General features: G+C 56.7%; 15 protein-coding genes. 6 read left to right on the top strand and 9 right to left on the bottom strand.

Features of this window, described 5'->3' with window-relative positions; genetic code table 11:
- Positions 1-59 precede the first annotated feature (59 nt).
- Positions 60-2,705, top strand: coding sequence for a DNA mismatch repair protein MutS (mutS, locus tag AB4874_RS06810; RefSeq protein ID WP_368391410.1), 2,646 nt, complete (start codon positions 60-62; stop codon positions 2,703-2,705).
- 59 nt (positions 2,706-2,764) lie between these two features.
- Here the strand turns inward: mutS and AB4874_RS06805 are convergent, their stop codons facing one another.
- Together AB4874_RS06805 and hrcA are read right to left on the bottom strand one after the other, a co-directional pair.
- A complete protein-coding gene (locus tag AB4874_RS06805) occupies positions 2,765-3,313 on the bottom strand; it encodes a nucleotide exchange factor GrpE (RefSeq protein ID WP_368391409.1) in 549 nt (182 codons plus the stop codon).
- 5 nt (positions 3,314-3,318) lie between these two features.
- On the bottom strand, positions 3,319-4,380 hold the full coding sequence (gene hrcA, locus AB4874_RS06800) for a heat-inducible transcriptional repressor HrcA (protein ID WP_295533409.1): 1,062 nt from the start codon (positions 4,378-4,380) through the stop codon (positions 3,319-3,321).
- 120 nt (positions 4,381-4,500) lie between these two features.
- Between hrcA and rph the strand changes: the two genes are divergently transcribed.
- The 5 genes from rph to AB4874_RS06775 are packed head-to-tail and all read left to right on the top strand — an operon-like array spanning position 4,501 to position 7,707.
- Positions 4,501-5,214, top strand: a complete 714-nt coding sequence (gene rph, locus AB4874_RS06795) for a ribonuclease PH (protein ID WP_368391408.1) — start codon at positions 4,501-4,503, stop codon at positions 5,212-5,214.
- On the top strand, positions 5,211-5,819 hold the full coding sequence (gene rdgB, locus AB4874_RS06790; protein WP_368391407.1) for an RdgB/HAM1 family non-canonical purine NTP pyrophosphatase: 609 nt from the start codon (positions 5,211-5,213) through the stop codon (positions 5,817-5,819). Before rph ends, rdgB begins: the two co-directional genes overlap by 4 nt.
- The gene (locus AB4874_RS06785; RefSeq protein ID WP_368391406.1) at positions 5,820-6,200 is read left to right on the top strand and encodes a RidA family protein; all 381 of its coding nucleotides are present in this window, start codon (positions 5,820-5,822) and stop codon (positions 6,198-6,200) included. It abuts the gene before it with no gap.
- Entirely contained in the window at positions 6,197-7,354 is a 1,158-nt protein-coding gene (gene hemW / locus AB4874_RS06780; RefSeq protein ID WP_368391405.1) for a radical SAM family heme chaperone HemW, read from the top strand. The genes AB4874_RS06785 and hemW overlap by 4 nt, the downstream gene beginning before the upstream one ends.
- Positions 7,351-7,707: a YbaN family protein gene (locus tag AB4874_RS06775; protein ID WP_368391404.1), complete on the top strand. Its 357-nt coding sequence runs from the start codon at positions 7,351-7,353 to the stop codon at positions 7,705-7,707. Before hemW ends, AB4874_RS06775 begins: the two co-directional genes overlap by 4 nt.
- On the opposite strand, the gene AB4874_RS06770 is transcribed toward AB4874_RS06775, so the two are convergent.
- The 7 genes from AB4874_RS06770 to AB4874_RS06740 form a co-directional block, all read right to left on the bottom strand.
- On the bottom strand, positions 7,708-8,592 hold the full coding sequence (locus AB4874_RS06770; RefSeq protein WP_368391403.1) for a ParB/RepB/Spo0J family partition protein: 885 nt from the start codon (positions 8,590-8,592) through the stop codon (positions 7,708-7,710).
- Between the two features lie 3 nt (positions 8,593-8,595).
- Positions 8,596-9,411 (bottom strand): ParA family protein, encoded by an 816-nt coding sequence (locus tag AB4874_RS06765; RefSeq protein ID WP_368391402.1) that lies wholly within the window; start codon positions 9,409-9,411, stop codon positions 8,596-8,598.
- Positions 9,404-10,030, bottom strand: coding sequence for a 16S rRNA (guanine(527)-N(7))-methyltransferase RsmG (gene rsmG, locus AB4874_RS06760; protein WP_368391401.1), 627 nt, complete (start codon positions 10,028-10,030; stop codon positions 9,404-9,406). The genes AB4874_RS06765 and rsmG overlap by 8 nt, the downstream gene beginning before the upstream one ends.
- Positions 10,027-11,898 (bottom strand): tRNA uridine-5-carboxymethylaminomethyl(34) synthesis enzyme MnmG, encoded by a 1,872-nt coding sequence (mnmG, locus tag AB4874_RS06755; protein WP_438273450.1) that lies wholly within the window; start codon positions 11,896-11,898, stop codon positions 10,027-10,029. The genes rsmG and mnmG overlap by 4 nt, the downstream gene beginning before the upstream one ends.
- Before the next feature lie 2 nt (positions 11,899-11,900).
- Positions 11,901-13,184 (bottom strand): tRNA uridine-5-carboxymethylaminomethyl(34) synthesis GTPase MnmE, encoded by a 1,284-nt coding sequence (mnmE, locus tag AB4874_RS06750; RefSeq protein WP_368391399.1) that lies wholly within the window; start codon positions 13,182-13,184, stop codon positions 11,901-11,903.
- Positions 13,185-13,217: 33 nt separating this feature from the next.
- Positions 13,218-14,489: a transcription termination factor Rho gene (gene rho, locus AB4874_RS06745; RefSeq protein ID WP_295533425.1), complete on the bottom strand. Its 1,272-nt coding sequence runs from the start codon at positions 14,487-14,489 to the stop codon at positions 13,218-13,220.
- A 136-nt stretch (positions 14,490-14,625) separates the two neighbouring features.
- Positions 14,626-15,090 carry a CopD family protein gene (locus AB4874_RS06740; RefSeq protein WP_295533427.1) on the bottom strand — a complete coding sequence of 155 codons (465 nt, stop codon included), beginning with the start codon at positions 15,088-15,090 and terminating at the stop codon, positions 14,626-14,628.
- Positions 15,091-15,294 lie beyond the last annotated feature (204 nt).

Below are 15,294 nucleotides of genomic sequence, written 5' to 3'. Positions count from 1 at the left end.
ATGGAATTGCGCCCGAATCCGGGGTTTTGTAGGGTCACGCGACTGGAAATGGGGGCGACATGAACAAGCCAACCGTCACGCCGATGATGGAGCAATATCTTGGGATCAAGGCGGCCAATCCGGGCGCACTCTTGTTTTATCGCATGGGTGATTTCTACGAGATGTTCTTTGACGACGCCGTCGATGCGGCTGCGGCGCTTGATATTGCGCTGACCAAGCGCGGCAAACACAACGACGAAGACATTCCGATGTGTGGCGTGCCCGTTCATGCCGCTGAAGGCTATCTGCTGACGCTGATCCGCAAAGGCTTTCGCGTCGCCATCGCCGAGCAGCTGGAAGACCCCGCCGAGGCGAAAAAGCGCGGAGCGAAATCGGTTGTGAAACGTGACGTGGTGCGTCTTGTCACCCCCGGAACGCTGACCGAAGAAAGCCTGCTAGAGGCTCGCCGTCATAACTTCCTTGCCGCGTGGGCCGAAGTTCGCGATGCGGGCGCGCTGGCTTGGGTAGATATCTCGACGGGCGAGTTTCGCGTGATGACCTGCCCGCTGACACGCTTGGGGCCCGAATTGGCCCGCCTCGCCCCGCGCGAAGTGCTGGTCAGCGAAGTAAAAGAGCAGGATTGCGCCGATATTGTCTCTGATATGCGCGCCGCTCTCACGCCGTTGTCACGGGCAAGTTTTGACAGTCAGGCCGCAGAAAAGCGCCTGCTTGACCTCTATGAAATTGGCTCACTAGAGGCGTTTGGCAGCTTCAGCCGTGCCGAAATGGCCGCGATGGGGGCGATTGTCGATTATCTCGACATCACCCAGAAGGGCAAACTCCCGCTGCTGCGTCGTCCCGTGCTAGAAGATGGCGGCGCTGCCATGCAGATTGACGCCGCGACCCGGCGCAATCTCGAACTCACGCAGGCGCTGTCTGGTGGCCGCGAAGGCTCGCTGCTGCACGCCATCGACCGTAGCGTGACCGCTGGGGGCGCGCGCCTTTTGGAGCGTCGCCTGTCCGCGCCCTCGCGCAACTTGCCTGAAATCCACGCACGCCACGACTCCGTGCGGTTTCTGCTAGAACAGGCTCGATTCAGCGATGATCTGCGCGCTGATCTCAAACGCTGCCCTGATATGGATCGCGCGCTTTCACGCCTTGCGCTTGATCGCGGCGGTCCGCGCGATATGGCGGCAATCCGCAATGGCCTTGAACAAGCGGGACGCATCGCCGAAGCCCTGCAACAAACCGACGCCCCGGACCTTTTGAAAACGGCTGCCCGCGCGTTGATCGGCCACGAAGACTTGGTCGCGCTCCTTGATGCGGCCCTCATCGCAGAGCCGCCGCTTCTGGCGCGCGATGGCGGCTTTATCGCCACGGGCTATGACACCGAACTCGATCAAACCCGCAAGTTGCGCGACGAAGGGCGCAGCGTGATCGCAGAATTGCAGGCGGAATATATCGCGGCCTCTGGCATCACCGGCCTCAAAATCAAACACAACAATGTCTTGGGCTATTTCATTGAAACCACGGCGACCCATGCAGAAAAGATGCTTGCGCCGCCGCTTTCGGAACGCTTCATCCACCGCCAAACCACCGCCAATCAAGTGCGCTTCACGACGATTGAACTAAGCGAGCTGGAAACCCGCATTCTGAACGCAGGAAATCACGCGCTTGAAATTGAAAAACGTCTCTATAACAGCTTGAAGGGCGCAATTTTAGGCCAATCCGGCCCGATTGGTGAAGCCTCGCGTGCCCTTGCCGAAATTGATCTTTCCACCGCGTTCGCAACCCTCGCCAGAGGTGAAAACTGGGCCGAACCCAAGATCGATGATAGCCGCGCCTTTGAGATTTCCGGGGGGCGCCATCCGGTCGTCGAGGCCGCACTCAAAAGAACGGGCGAGCCCTTTATCGCCAATGACTGCGGCCTCACAAATGGGCCGACGCCAGCAATCTGGCTGCTCACCGGCCCGAACATGGCGGGTAAATCGACCTTCCTGCGCCAAAACGCGCTTATTGCACTGCTCGCGCAGGCAGGCAGTTTCGTTCCCGCAAAAAGCGCCCATATCGGGATTGTTTCACAGCTATTTTCGCGCGTCGGCGCTGCGGATGATCTCGCACGCGGGCGCTCGACCTTCATGGTCGAGATGGTCGAAACGGCTGCGATCCTCAATCAAGCCGATGACCGCGCTTTGGTGATCCTTGATGAAATCGGACGCGGCACAGCCACCTACGATGGGCTTTCGATTGCCTGGGCGGTGATGGAGCATCTACACGCCACGAACCGCTGCCGCGCGCTGTTTGCGACCCATTACCACGAGATGACCGCGCTTTCCGCCAAGCTTGAGGGCGTGGAAAATGCGACCGTTACTGTCAAGGAATGGGACGGCGAGGTGATCTTTCTGCACGAGGTCCGCAGGGGCGCGGCAGATCGTTCTTATGGGGTGCAAGTGGCGCGTCTTGCCGGACTGCCGAGTTCGGTCGTTGAACGCGCCCGCCACGTCCTTGATGCTTTGGAAAAAGGCGAGCGGGAATCTGGCACCAAAAAGCAGGCGATGATTGATGACCTACCCTTGTTTTCAGTCTCTAACACACCCCAAACCAGCCCGAAGCCCGCGGGAAATCCAGAACTCGAGGCGGCTTTGAAATCTTACATCCCCGATGAGATGTCGCCGAAAGACGCGCTCAACGCACTTTACGCATTGCGCGCCTTGCTCAAGGATTGATCTTCGTATTTGGAAATCTCCGACGAGGGTCTGGGGGCATAAAGCCCCCAGACTTACGATCAGGATTTCGGCGTTGAACTCACGCCAACTTTAGCCGGCCGCAACAGCCGCTCGTGGATCATGAAGCCCTGCTCCATGACCTGAATGATGTCACCCGCCTTCGTGCCAGGCACAGGGGCTTCAAACATCGCCTCATGTTGCTGGGGATCAAAGCGATCGCCAATCTGGGGCGCCATCGATGTAATCCCGTGCCGCGCGAAGACATTGATCAGCTCGCGCTGTGTCAACTCGATCCCTTGGATCACCGGCCCCGCTTGGGCACGCTGCTCTTCGGTTACGGCCTCCAAGGCGCGCTGCAAAGCGTCAAATACCGGCAGCATGTCACGCGCCAAACGCGAACCACCGTAATTTGAGGCCTCTTGCCGCTCTTTATCAGCCCGCTTGCGCGCATTCTCGGCATCGGCCAAAGCGCGCATGAAGCGTTCACGGAACTCATCACGTTCGGCACGCAACTGCTCGATCTCATCGGCCTCTGCGGCCATGATATCTTCAAAAGCCTCATCCACATGGGCCTGATCTTCGGCAATTTCGTCTTTCTTCTCGCTCATGCCCTTCATCCCTTGCTCTGGCCGGAAATCAATCGCCCGACCAGCTGCGCTGTATAATCCACAATCGGAACGATCCGCCCATAGTTTAGCCGCGTCGGCCCGATTACACCAACCGCGCCGATGATCTTCCGGTCAGCGTTCATATAAGGAGAGACCACCAAAGAGGAACCCGAAAGCGAGAAAAGTTTGTTCTCAGAGCCAATAAAAATGCGCACACCTTCGCCATCCTCGGCCAGATTCAGGAATTCCGCGATATCGCGCTTGCGCTCCAGATCATCAAAAAGGGTGCGGATGCGGTCGAGATCAACCTCTTCGCCCAGCAAATTCGCCCGGCCACGCACGATCAAACGCTCAGATCGCTCGCCCTTATCTTCCCAAGCAGCCAAACCATTGTCGATCAACTCGGCCGCCAGCGAATCAATTTCCTGCCGACGGTTGGCGATTTGATGCAGAATATGGGAGCGCAGCTCTGAGAGAGTTCGCCCCTCTGCCATCGCGTTCAGGAAATTCGCGGCCTCGCGCATGGATGACGGCGTCTGCCCGATTGGCGGCGTAAATACCCTATTTTCTACCTGACCGTCGGCAAAGACCAAGACAACCAGCGCGCGGTCCAGAGCAAGTGAAACAAACTCGATATGTCGGATCGGTGCCTCTTGTTTGGGCGCCAAAACAAGGCTCGCGCCCTGCGTCATCCCCGACAGAGCGCTTGAAACACGCCCTAAAATAGACCCTACATCACCCGAATTTGCCCCCATCGTCGCTTCTAACGCGGCGCGGTCATCCTCACCGAGATGGCTCAACTCCATCACACCATCGACAAACATCCGCAGGCCCAACTGCGTAGGAATACGCCCGGCCGACACATGCGGGCTGTCCAACAGCCCCAGATATTCGAGGTCTTGCATGACGTTTCGGATGGTGGCCGCTGACAGTTTTTCCGTCATTTGACGGGTCAATGTGCGCGACCCCACCGGATCTCCCGAAGACAAATACCCCTCAACCACCCGGCGAAACACCTCGCGGGAGCGGTCATTCATCTCGGTCAGAATATCGGTCTTAACTGTCATCTCAGCGCGCCTCCGAGTGAATTAAAGCTGCGTGAGGCCGGTCGTCAATCTCGGCTTTCGGGGTTGCATCGCGGCCACGCGGGGATCAAATGGGATCAAACCAGTTGAGAGGATCCAAAGATGCGCCCTTCCGGCAGAGAGTTAAGCGACCTTCGCACGATTTCAATCGAAACGGGCGTAACAAAACACGCCGAGGGCTCTTGCCTGATCAAAATGGGCGACACGCACGTTCTGTGCACCGCCTCGATCGAAGATCGCGCACCGTCTTTCCTCAAGGGCTCGGGCCTCGGCTGGGTCACCGCAGAATACGGGATGCTACCCCGTGCGACCAATACCCGCAACCGGCGCGAGGCTGCGGCTGGCAAACAAGGCGGTCGCACCGTTGAAATCCAACGCCTGATCGGACGGGCACTGCGCGCGGGCGTGGACCGCTCTGCACTGGGCGAACGTCAGATCGTCGTGGATTGCGATGTCATTCAGGCCGATGGCGGCACGCGCTGTGCTTCGATCACCGGGGGCTGGGTTGCGCTGCGTTTGGCTGCAAATAAACTTCTTAAAACGGGCGCCTGCACCTCCGATCCGCTTCTGGACCATGTTGCTGCAATCAGCTGCGGGATCTATGCAGGCCAGCCGGTCGCTGACCTCGATTATGCCGAGGATAGCGAAGCAGGCACAGATGGTAATTTCATCATGACTGGCGCTGGCAAGCTGATCGAAGTGCAGATGTCTGCCGAGGGCGCTACCTTTTCGCGCGATCAGATGAACAAGCTGCTCGACATGGCTGAGGCAGGCGTGGCGCAGCTCGTCGCAGCGCAGAAAGCTGCCGTCGGATGAGAAAATTCACGGACAAAAAGCTATTGGTTGCCACGCATAATGCGGGGAAACTTGAGGAAATCGTCTCTATCCTTGCGCCTTTCGGCATTGAGGTCGTTGGCGCCAAGGCCTTGAACCTTCCCGAGCCAGACGAAACCGAAGACACCTTTGTCGGCAATGCGCGCATCAAGGCCCATGCTGCCGCCAAGGCCACCGGACTGCCCGCACTCGCCGATGATTCCGGGATTGAGGTGGATTGCCTGAACGGTGCGCCAGGCGTCTTTACTGCCGATTGGGCAACCACACCCACCGGTCGTGATTTCACGATGGCGATGGAGAAAACCTGGAAGGCCTGCAATGACATTGCGGCCCCTGCCCCACGCATTGCGCGGTTTCGTTCGACCCTCGTGCTTGCGTGGCCCGATGGTCATGACGAGGTCTTCGCTGGCAAGGTTGAGGGACAGTTGGTTTGGCCAATGCGCGGCAAGCTTGGTCATGGTTATGATCCAATGTTTCAACCCGACGGCTACGACATTACCTTTGCCGAGATGGATGCCGATGAGAAAAACCAAATCTCTCACCGCGCTGATGCGTTTCGCCAATTTGTAAAAGTGTTCGAGGGATAGATGACCGAGCGACGCCTTATATCTGGCACCTCCCCCTACGAGCCGAAACTCGGTTATTCGCGCGCTGTAGTTCAGGGCGATTGGTGCTTTGTCGCTGGAACGACGGGCGCGGATTTCAATGGTCAGTTTCCCCATGATCCGCTGGAACAGGCTCGAAATGCGCTCAAAACCATCCGCGCGACTTTGGAGCAGGCCGGGTTTACGATGAAAGACGTTGTGCGGGCGAATTACATCATCACCGACGCAAGCCTCATAGAGGCGATCGCGCCGGCGCTAGGCGACGCATTCGGCAATATCCGACCCGCGGCAACGATGATCGTCGCCGGCCTCGTAAACCCTGCGATGAAGGTCGAGATCGAAGTCACGGCCTTTCGGGGATGAGTGACGACTGGCGGAATGGCGGCTTTGGCCTCTACCTTCACTGGCCCTTCTGCGCCGCCAAATGCCCCTATTGCGACTTCAATTCCCATGTTTCGTCCAATATTGATCAATCTCAATGGGCCAAAGCCTACCTGTCAGAGATTGACCGTGTGGGCCGCGAAACTCAGGGGCGCACCCTCAACACTGTCTTTTTCGGTGGCGGCACGCCCTCGTTGATGGACCCCGAACTTGTCGGCGCGATCCTGGAGCGTGTCCGCGTGACTTGGCCAATGGTCAACGATCCTGAGATCACCCTCGAAGCGAACCCCACAAGCATTGAATCGGGGCGGTTTAGAGCCTTTTTTGACGCGGGTGTGAATCGCGTTTCGATGGGGATGCAGGCGCTGAATGACGATGATTTACGCCGCCTTGGGCGGATGCATAGCGCCGCTGAAGGACGTCGCGCCTTTGATATTGCGCGCAATACGTTCGACCGCGTCAGCTTTGATCTGATCTACGCGCGCCAACACCAGAGCACGGAGCAATGGCGCGCTGAGTTGAACGAAGCGCTCAGTATGGCCGCAGATCACCTCTCCCTCTATCAACTCACGATCGAACCCGGCACAGTTTTCGGGGCCCGTCACGATCTTGGCAAGCTTCACGGCCTTCCGATCGACGACACCTCGGCCGATATGTATCTGATCACACAAGACATCTGTAATCAGCACGGCCTGCCCGCCTATGAGGTGTCAAACCACGCGATACCGGGTTCTGAGAGCCGCCATAACCTGATCTACTGGCGCTATGGAGATTATCTTGGGATTGGTCCCGGCGCGCATGGGCGCCTCACGCTCAACGGGACGCGCTATGCAACTGATACGCCAAAATCCCCCACTCAATGGCTTGACCAAGTAAGCAAACGCGGCACCGGTGAAGGTGCGCGTGAAAGTCTCAGCGACAGCGACCAAGCAATCGAGTATCTTCTCTTTTCGATGCGATTGACGGAAGGGCTCGACATGAACAGATATGCCAAACTTGCTGGCAGAGAGATCGAACCCGCTGCCATTCGTCATTTAGAGGAAATTGGCATGATTACGCTGGATCAGGGTCGAATTTGCACGACTGAGCAGGGCCGCCCTGTTCTAAACGCTATTATTCGAGAGCTCATGCCGTGATCCGGTTTCTTTGGCTGACCCTGGGGCTGATTTCGCTAGTGATCGGACTGATTGGCGCGATCGTTCCCCTTGTTCCGACCGTCCCACTCATGCTGCTCGCGGCGTTTTTCTTCGCGAAATCCTCGGAGCGCCTGCATAACTGGCTCATCACCCATCCCCGGTTCGGAACCGCGATTCAGGACTGGCAAGAGCATCGCGCGATCTCAAAACGCGCAAAGATCGCGGCTTCGATCTCTATCCTCGTGGCTTTCGCGTTCTCGGTGATTATCAGCTTGCCGGTCAAGCTTTTGGCGATTCAAGCAGCAACGCTCATCGCTGTCTCAATCTTCATTTGGACACGACCAAATAGCTAATCAGCGCCCACTGCTCAGCAACTGGCACAAACGATCAAGGTCATCAAGATCGCTATAGTTGATCACCAGCTTGCCTGACCCCACATCATTGTGGTCGATATTGACCTTCATACCAATTGTAGCAGAGAGATCTCCCTCCAAAGCCCGGGTATCTGCATCTTTCTGGGGCTTCGGTCGCGGGGTTTTCGCCCCTTTTTCGGGTTTTTTCGCCAAACGCTCGACGTCGCGAACCGACAGCGACTTTGCAACCGCTTGGCGCGCCAATGCCACTGGGTCATCTGCCGTAATCATCGCGCGTGCGTGCCCTGCCGACAGTTTACCCTCTCGCAGCATGTCGCGCACCTCTTCAGGCAGCTGCAAAAGCCGCATCAGGTTTGCGATATGGCTTCGACTTTTCGACAGCGCTTCAGCCAGCTTTTCCTGCGTATGCCCAAAGCGATCCATCAATTGACGATAGGCTTGCGCCTCCTCAAGCGGATTGAGCTCTGCGCGTTGAATGTTTTCGATGATCGCAACTTCAAGCACTTCGGTGTCGTCGAAATTACGAACAATCACTGGCAATTCGTGCAAGCGTGCCATTTGCGCCGCGCGCCAGCGCCGCTCACCCGCGACAATCTCAAAATGATCAGATTTCTTGGGGTGTGGGCGCACGATCAGTGGCTGAATGACGCCTTTTTCGCGAATAGAGGCTGACAATTCCTCCAACGCGCCCGGCTCAAAGTCTCGCCGCGGCTGATCGGGATTGGGCTCCAGCCGCTCAATCGGAATATATTGCTCGGCGCGGCGCGGCGCATCCTCTGACACGGCGGGGTTCAGGTCGACATCCGCCATCAAGGCAGACAAACCACGGCCCAATCCCCGACGCTCATTTCGCTTCTCGGCCATGTCTCAGCCCCCTCGTTTCGTCGCCTGATGGCGCGCAACCAATTCCTGACCCAGCGCACGATACGCCACTGCCCCGCGCGAACTGCTATCATAGCTTAGCACTGGCATAGCGTAAGAGGGCGCCTCGGATACGCGGACGTTTCGCGGGATCATCGTACGAAAAACCAGCTCACCCAGAGTGGCGCGCGCATCCGCCTCAACTTGTTGCGACAGATTATTGCGCACATCATACATTGTCAGCACTACACCCTCGATCCGAAGAAAACGGTTGGCGCTTTGACGTATCTCACGGATCGTCAGCATCAGCTGGGAAAGCCCCTCTAGTGCAAAGAATTCTGCCTGTAGAGGAACAAGAACGGAATGCGCCGCAACCATTGCATTCACCGTTAATAGGCTTAGCGAAGGCGGGCAATCAATCAAGATATAGGCGAATTCAAAGGGATCTATGTCTGTATGCCGTAGGGCATCATGCAAAAGAAAGCTGCGCTTTTCCGTCGAAACGAGCTCCATATCGGCCGAAGCAAGGTCTGTTGTCGCAGGGCAAAGAAAGAGGTTCTCAATATTTGTCTTGCGAATGACGGACGCAATCGGCGCATCTTCGAGCAGCAACTCATAGGTGCTCGCATCGCGATCATCGGCCTCAACGCCCAGCCCGGTCGAGGCATTCCCCTGCGGGTCCAGATCGATCAGAAGCACCTTTTCACCAGCCTCAGCCAATGCGGCCGCCAGATTGATTGCGGTGGTCGTTTTGCCCACCCCTCCCTTCTGGTTTGCGATTGCAATTATTCGAGGATCGCTTGCGCGAATTGGATCAGACACGCTTTGCTCCGGTAATTTTCAGAATGACGCCGTTAGGATCGGTCTGGCTCGACCAAGTCTCTAGATCAAAGGACCAGCTTTCCCGTGCGCTCGCAACCTCTTCTTCCCAGCGCGCCCCTTTTGGAAAAAGCGCAACGCCCCCCTTTGCGAGGTGAAGCGCAGAAAATCCCAGCAATTTCGGGAGAGGCGCTAAGGCGCGTGCGCTCAGAACATCACAGTCAAGCCCGCTCATCTCTTCAATTCTCTCGGCCTCGACGCGCGCAGAAAGCCCTAACTCGCGGATCGCTGTCATCAGAAACGCCGCTTTTCGGTGATCCGATTCGACGAGGGTCACGGACAGATTTGGCCGCTTTTCCTCAGCCAATATTGCGATTATGAGCCCGGGGAACCCTGCGCCCGAGCCCAAATCCGCCCATGACCGCCCCGTTTCCGGTGCCAGAGCAAATATCTGCGCCGAATCGACAAAGTGGCGGCTCCAAATTTCCGATAACGTTGTTGCGGAAACCAAATTGATCGCCTTGTTCCATTTTACGAGCAGCGCTTCTAGCTTCTGCAGGCGCTCCAATGTTTCACGTGAAACATCGAATTTCGCTTGAAATTGCGCCGACGCGCCGCTCATGCAATTTTATCCTTCTTTGTCTGACGAAGCTTTGCCAGCATCAGCATCAACGCAGCTGGCGTCACCCCATCTACACGCCCCGCTTGCCCAAGCGTTTGCGGGCGCGCTGCTTCAAGCTTTAGCTTGAGCTCATTCGAGAGGCCCGTAAGCCCATCATAGTCGAAATCCGCGGGAATCGCCCAGCTCTCATCGCGTTTAATTGACGCGGCATCACGTTCTTGGCGCGCTGTATAATTGGCGTAAAGCGCATCCTTCGCAAGCTGATCGCAGATTTCCGGTGGGATGTCTGCCAAGCTTGGAAGAGCGTCTTGGAGCTGATCCATCGAAATGTCCGGGAACGATAATAGCTGCAGCGCACTACGTCGCGTCCCGTCCTGAGTGACGCGAAACCCCTTCGCCTGCGCCTCGGTTGGGCTCAACGAGATCGCCTCCATCAATAACCGCCCCGCCTCCAGCGCCTCAACCTTACGTTCAAACATCTCCTGGCGCCCCGCCCCGACGCAGCCAAGAGCGATCCCAAATGAGGTCAACCGCTGATCGGCATTATCCGCGCGCAGCGAAAGACGGAACTCAGCGCGAGAGGTAAACATCCGATAAGGCTCACTCACCCCACGCGTCACCAAGTCGTCGATCATCACGCCGATATAGCTATTTGTGCGGCTGAAATGTGCCGGCTCCTGATCGCGCACGGCTAGTGCGGCATTCAAGCCCGCGGCCAGCCCCTGCGCAGCGGCCTCCTCATATCCGGTTGTGCCGTTGATTTGTCCCGCAAGGTACAGCCCGGGAAGCTCACGCAACTGTAGCGTCAAATCAAGCGCGCGGGGATCGACGTAATCATATTCAATCGCATATCCCGGTTGCAGAATTCGCGCCTGCTCCAGCCCATAAATTGAATGAACATAGGCTTCCTGCACATCACGCGGCAACGAGGTTGAGATCCCATTCGGGTATACTGTATCGTCTTCAAGACCTTCTGGCTCAAGGAAAATTTGGTGCGACGTCTTATCTGAAAACCGCACGATCTTGTCTTCGATTGAGGGGCAATATCGCGGGCCAACACCTTCAATATGACCGCCATACATCGCCGATTTATCCAAGTTTTCCCGAATAATATCATGCGTTTGCTCGTTCGTATGGGTAATCCCACATGAAATTTGCCGCACAAAAGGCCGTCGATTTTGAAACGAAAACATCGTTGGGTCATCATCGCCCGGCTGGCTTTCCAGACGGTCCCAGGCAATCGTTTTACCGTCGAGCCGCGGCGGCGTTCCTGTCTTCAGCCGACCTAGCGGCAAGCCTAATGCCTTCAAACGCTCTGCCAATGCGCGTGACGGCTTATCACCAATTCGCCCACCCGGCTGCCTTTGATCACCGATATGGATTACGCCGTTCAAAAAGGTGCCCGAGGTCAATATTGCGGCCGCGCCCCGAATGACGGACCCATCCGCCAGAACGACTCCGGCCACGCGACCACTCTCGATAACAAGGTCTGCAACCTCGCCTTCGATCACATGCAAATTTTCCTGCGCTGCCGTCAGTTCCGTGATTGCACGACGATAAAGCGCGCGGTCCGCTTGGGCACGTGGCCCCTGCACCGCCGGCCCCTTACGTCGATTGAGCAGCCGAAACTGAATTCCCGCGCGATCGGCGGCTTGTCCCATGACTCCATCAAGCGCATCAATCTCGCGCACCAAATGGCCTTTTCCAAGCCCGCCAATCGCCGGATTGCACGACATCACCCCAAGCGAATCCGCGCGCAAAGTCACCAGTGCCGTCGCAGCGCCGACGCGTGCCGCCGCATGCGCTGCCTCTGTGCCGGCATGCCCGCCACCAATAACAATGACATCGTAATGTTTCACGTGAAACACTCCTACTTTCCGATACAGAAACTGGAGAATATCTCATCCAGAAGATGCTCAACATCGACGCGGCCAAGCAAAGATTCCAAAGACCACACAGCTTGTCGCAGTGATTCCGCCGCCAACTCGCTTCGTTCAGACCCGCGCAATACCTCATCTCGCGCCGATTCCAAAGCCTCAAATGCCGTGCGGATCGCATGACGGTGACGTTCACGCGTCATCACGCCTGCGCCTGCAGCACGTTCAGACAGCCGCGAAGCAATTTCAGCAATCAAACGATCCAGACCGAGCCCGGTTTTCCCCGACACCGCAAACCCTGCAGCGACTCCAAGATCCGCCTTGCCGTGGACGATGATATCATCGGGCTCAGGGGAAATCAGCGGCACCTCGCCACCATCCAGCAGGAACACCCTTAAATCGGATTGACCAGCACGCTGCAAAGCCCGCTCGACGCCGATCGCTTCGATGGCATCCTCTGTTTCTCGCAAGCCGGCGGTATCCAGCAATGTCACCGCCAAACCCGCGATATCCATCCGAAGCTCAATCACATCCCGAGTTGTGCCCGCAAACTCCGAGGTGATCGCCGCTTCTCGCCCGGCAAGAGCATTCAAAAGTGTGGATTTACCAGCGTTCGGGCGACCGACAATCGCGACTTCAAACCCCTCGCGCACCCGCTCGGCAGCATCAATTCGACGAAGTTCATCACTCAATCCGGCACGAACCCGATCAATCAACGCTGTAACCTCGGGCGACACGTCAACCGGCACCTCTTCATCGGCGAAATCAATCGTCGCCTCGATCAAGGCCGCAGCGCGCACCAGATCGGCGCGCCACCCCTCGACGCAATCCCCTACCGCTCCAGACAGAACCTTTAACGCTTGTTTGCGTTGCGCTTCCGTCTCAGCCTCGATCAAATCTGACAGGCCCTCGACTTGCGATAGATCGAGCCGCTCATTTTCCAAGGCACGCCGGGTAAACTCGCCCGGCTCCGCCAAACGCAGACCTTCTTGCTGGCCCAATGCACCCAAAACAGCACTGACCGTGGCAACAGCCCCATGGATATGCAGCTCTGCCACGTCCTCGCCGGTAAAGCTTGCGCCGCTCGCAAAACACAGCACAAGCGCCTCATCCAGCTCATCAGAACCCAGCCGCAATTTGCGCAAGCCTGCAACCCGCGGTGGCGGCAATGGGCCGGATAACGCAGTCGCAGCATCCCAGGCTTGCGGCCCCGAAATTCGGATCACCGCAACACCTGCCTTGCCACGCGCGGTCGCCAAAGCAAAGATCGTGTCCATCGTAACCCCCTGAGGGAAAACGATAAATCAGCGTCAGCCGTTCATCGAGTCAAAGAATTCGGAATTTGTTTTGGTTTGCTTGAGCTTGGAAATTAAGAACTCTACCGCGTCAGTCGTGCCCATCGGATTCAGGATGCGCCGCAGCAGATAGGTCTTTTGCAGATCTTTCTGATCAACCAACAGCTCTTCTTTCCGGGTGCCGGATTTCAAGATATCCATCGCAGGGAAAACGCGCTTGTCAGACACTTTGCGATCCAGAACGATTTCCGAGTTACCCGTGCCTTTGAATTCCTCAAAGATCACTTCGTCCATCCGCGAGCCGGTATCGATCAGGGCCGTCGCGATGATCGTCAACGAACCGCCCTCTTCGATATTACGCGCAGCGCCAAAGAAGCGTTTCGGGCGTTGCAAGGCGTTCGCATCCACACCACCGGTCAAGACCTTACCCGAGCTTGGCACAACGGTGTTAAACGCGCGCCCCAGACGGGTAATCGAATCGAGCAGGATCACGACATCGCGCTTGTGTTCAACCAAACGCTTGGCCTTTTCGATCACCATCTCGGAGACCGCAACGTGGCGTGTCGCCGGTTCGTCAAAGGTCGAGGACACAACCTCTCCCTTTACCGACCGCTGCATGTCCGTCACCTCTTCAGGACGCTCATCGATCAGAAGGACGATCAAATAGCATTCCGGGTGATTGGTTTCGATCGAATTGGCGATATTTTGCAGCAGCACAGTCTTACCCGTGCGCGGCGGCGCCACGATCAACGCACGTTGACCTTTGCCGATCGGCGCGACCAAATCGATGATACGGGCCGAACGGTCCTTGATCGTCGGATCTTCGATTTCCAGTTTGAAACGCTCATCAGGGTAAAGCGGCGTGAGGTTATCAAACGCCACCTTATGACGGGCTTTTTCCGGCTCTTCGAAGTTGATTTTCTCAACTGTGGTCAGTGCGAAGTAACGTTCGTTTTCACCGGGCGCGCGGATCACACCTTCAACGGTGTCCCCCGTGCGCAAGCTGTATTGGCGGATCATCTCGGGCGAGACATAAATGTCATCGGGACCCGGCAGATAGTTCGCCTCAGTCGAGCGCAGGAACCCGAACCCGTCTTGCAGAACTTCCAAAACACCGTCGCCGCCGATATCCCAATCATCTTCGGCATGCTCTTTGAGGATCGAGAACATCATCTCGCCCTTGCGCATGGTCGAAGCGTTTTCGACATCCCATTCTTCCGCCAAAGCCAACAGCTCTTTCGGGCTTTTCGCTTTGAGATCAAAGAGATTGAGGCGGGTTTCGCTCATATGTCACCTGTCGTGCCAACCCACACGGGGTGCAACCCGTGCGGCGTCATATCATTATCTACAGAAAAACCAATCAGCCAGAACGGCCGGGGCTTATCTGCCAGATACGCCTCACGCCGTGCGAAGTCAATAAAACTTAGAATTTCACGATCACCGACAGAACGATCACGATCATAAACACCGTCGGCACCTCGTTCATCATCCGATATTGCCGCCCGGTTTTAGCACTATTGCCACTGGCAAGTGCTTTGCGCTCTTTCGCGCACCACATGTGAAACCATGTCATCCCCAGCACCGAAACCGCCTTGGTCCAGGGCCAGATGCTTGACCAATCCACGATCCCCGGTGTGAAAACCAACATCAGACCAAACAGCCAGCTCGCGATCATCGACGGGTTCATGATCGCCTTGAGCAACAAGCGCTCTTGGTGCTGAAACAGCTTATCCATGTCAGAGCCATGCACCACGCCCTGCTTTTTAAGCCCCTCAACGTGATAGACATACAGCCTTGGCAAGTAAAACAGCCCAGCCATCCAGGTGATGATCGACATCACATGCAAAGCCTTGATCCACGGATACCAGTCGCTCAGGAAATTGGTCATGTCGCCTCCAGGTCACAGGCCTCTTCTTAATAAATAAATATAGATATTGAAAAGATGATGATGATGTAGGCCCTGTGGACTATGTGGATTAACAGTTTGTTCAGGGCTTTTCCACAGGAACGTGGATCGGGATAAGTGCTGGGCTGACTTTTTCAGAGAAGACAGTAACGTATTGATGATAAAAGACATTTAACGTGTAATTGA

The sequence above is a fragment of the Thioclava arctica genome, assembly GCF_040892615.1.
In the GTDB taxonomy this organism is placed as follows: Bacteria; Pseudomonadota; Alphaproteobacteria; order Rhodobacterales; family Rhodobacteraceae; genus Thioclava; species Thioclava arctica.
The sequence above is the reverse complement of the archived record's forward strand: the minus strand, read 5'-3'. Positions and strand labels throughout refer to the sequence as shown.

What these genes read in the sequence shown, in the direction of transcription:
- rsmG (WP_368391401.1), bottom strand. Translation starts at nt 10,030, where the DNA reads ATGAGCGGCGCGTCGGCGCAATTTCAAGCGAAATTCGATGTTTCACGT.
- rho (WP_295533425.1), bottom strand. Translation starts at nt 14,489, where the DNA reads ATGAGCGAAACCCGCCTCAATCTCTTTGATCTCAAAGCGAAAAGCCCG.
- hrcA (WP_295533409.1), bottom strand. Translation starts at nt 4,380, where the DNA reads ATGACAGTTAAGACCGATATTCTGACCGAGATGAATGACCGCTCCCGC.
- AB4874_RS06770 (WP_368391403.1), bottom strand. Translation starts at nt 8,592, where the DNA reads ATGGCCGAGAAGCGAAATGAGCGTCGGGGATTGGGCCGTGGTTTGTCT.
- mutS (WP_368391410.1), top strand. Translation starts at nt 60, where the DNA reads ATGAACAAGCCAACCGTCACGCCGATGATGGAGCAATATCTTGGGATC.
- rdgB (WP_368391407.1), top strand. Translation starts at nt 5,211, where the DNA reads ATGAGAAAATTCACGGACAAAAAGCTATTGGTTGCCACGCATAATGCG.
- hemW (WP_368391405.1), top strand. Translation starts at nt 6,197, where the DNA reads ATGAGTGACGACTGGCGGAATGGCGGCTTTGGCCTCTACCTTCACTGG.
- AB4874_RS06785 (WP_368391406.1), top strand. Translation starts at nt 5,820, where the DNA reads ATGACCGAGCGACGCCTTATATCTGGCACCTCCCCCTACGAGCCGAAA.
- AB4874_RS06740 (WP_295533427.1), bottom strand. Translation starts at nt 15,090, where the DNA reads ATGACCAATTTCCTGAGCGACTGGTATCCGTGGATCAAGGCTTTGCAT.
- mnmE (WP_368391399.1), bottom strand. Translation starts at nt 13,184, where the DNA reads ATGGACACGATCTTTGCTTTGGCGACCGCGCGTGGCAAGGCAGGTGTT.
- rph (WP_368391408.1), top strand. Translation starts at nt 4,501, where the DNA reads ATGCGCCCTTCCGGCAGAGAGTTAAGCGACCTTCGCACGATTTCAATC.
- AB4874_RS06805 (WP_368391409.1), bottom strand. Translation starts at nt 3,313, where the DNA reads ATGAGCGAGAAGAAAGACGAAATTGCCGAAGATCAGGCCCATGTGGAT.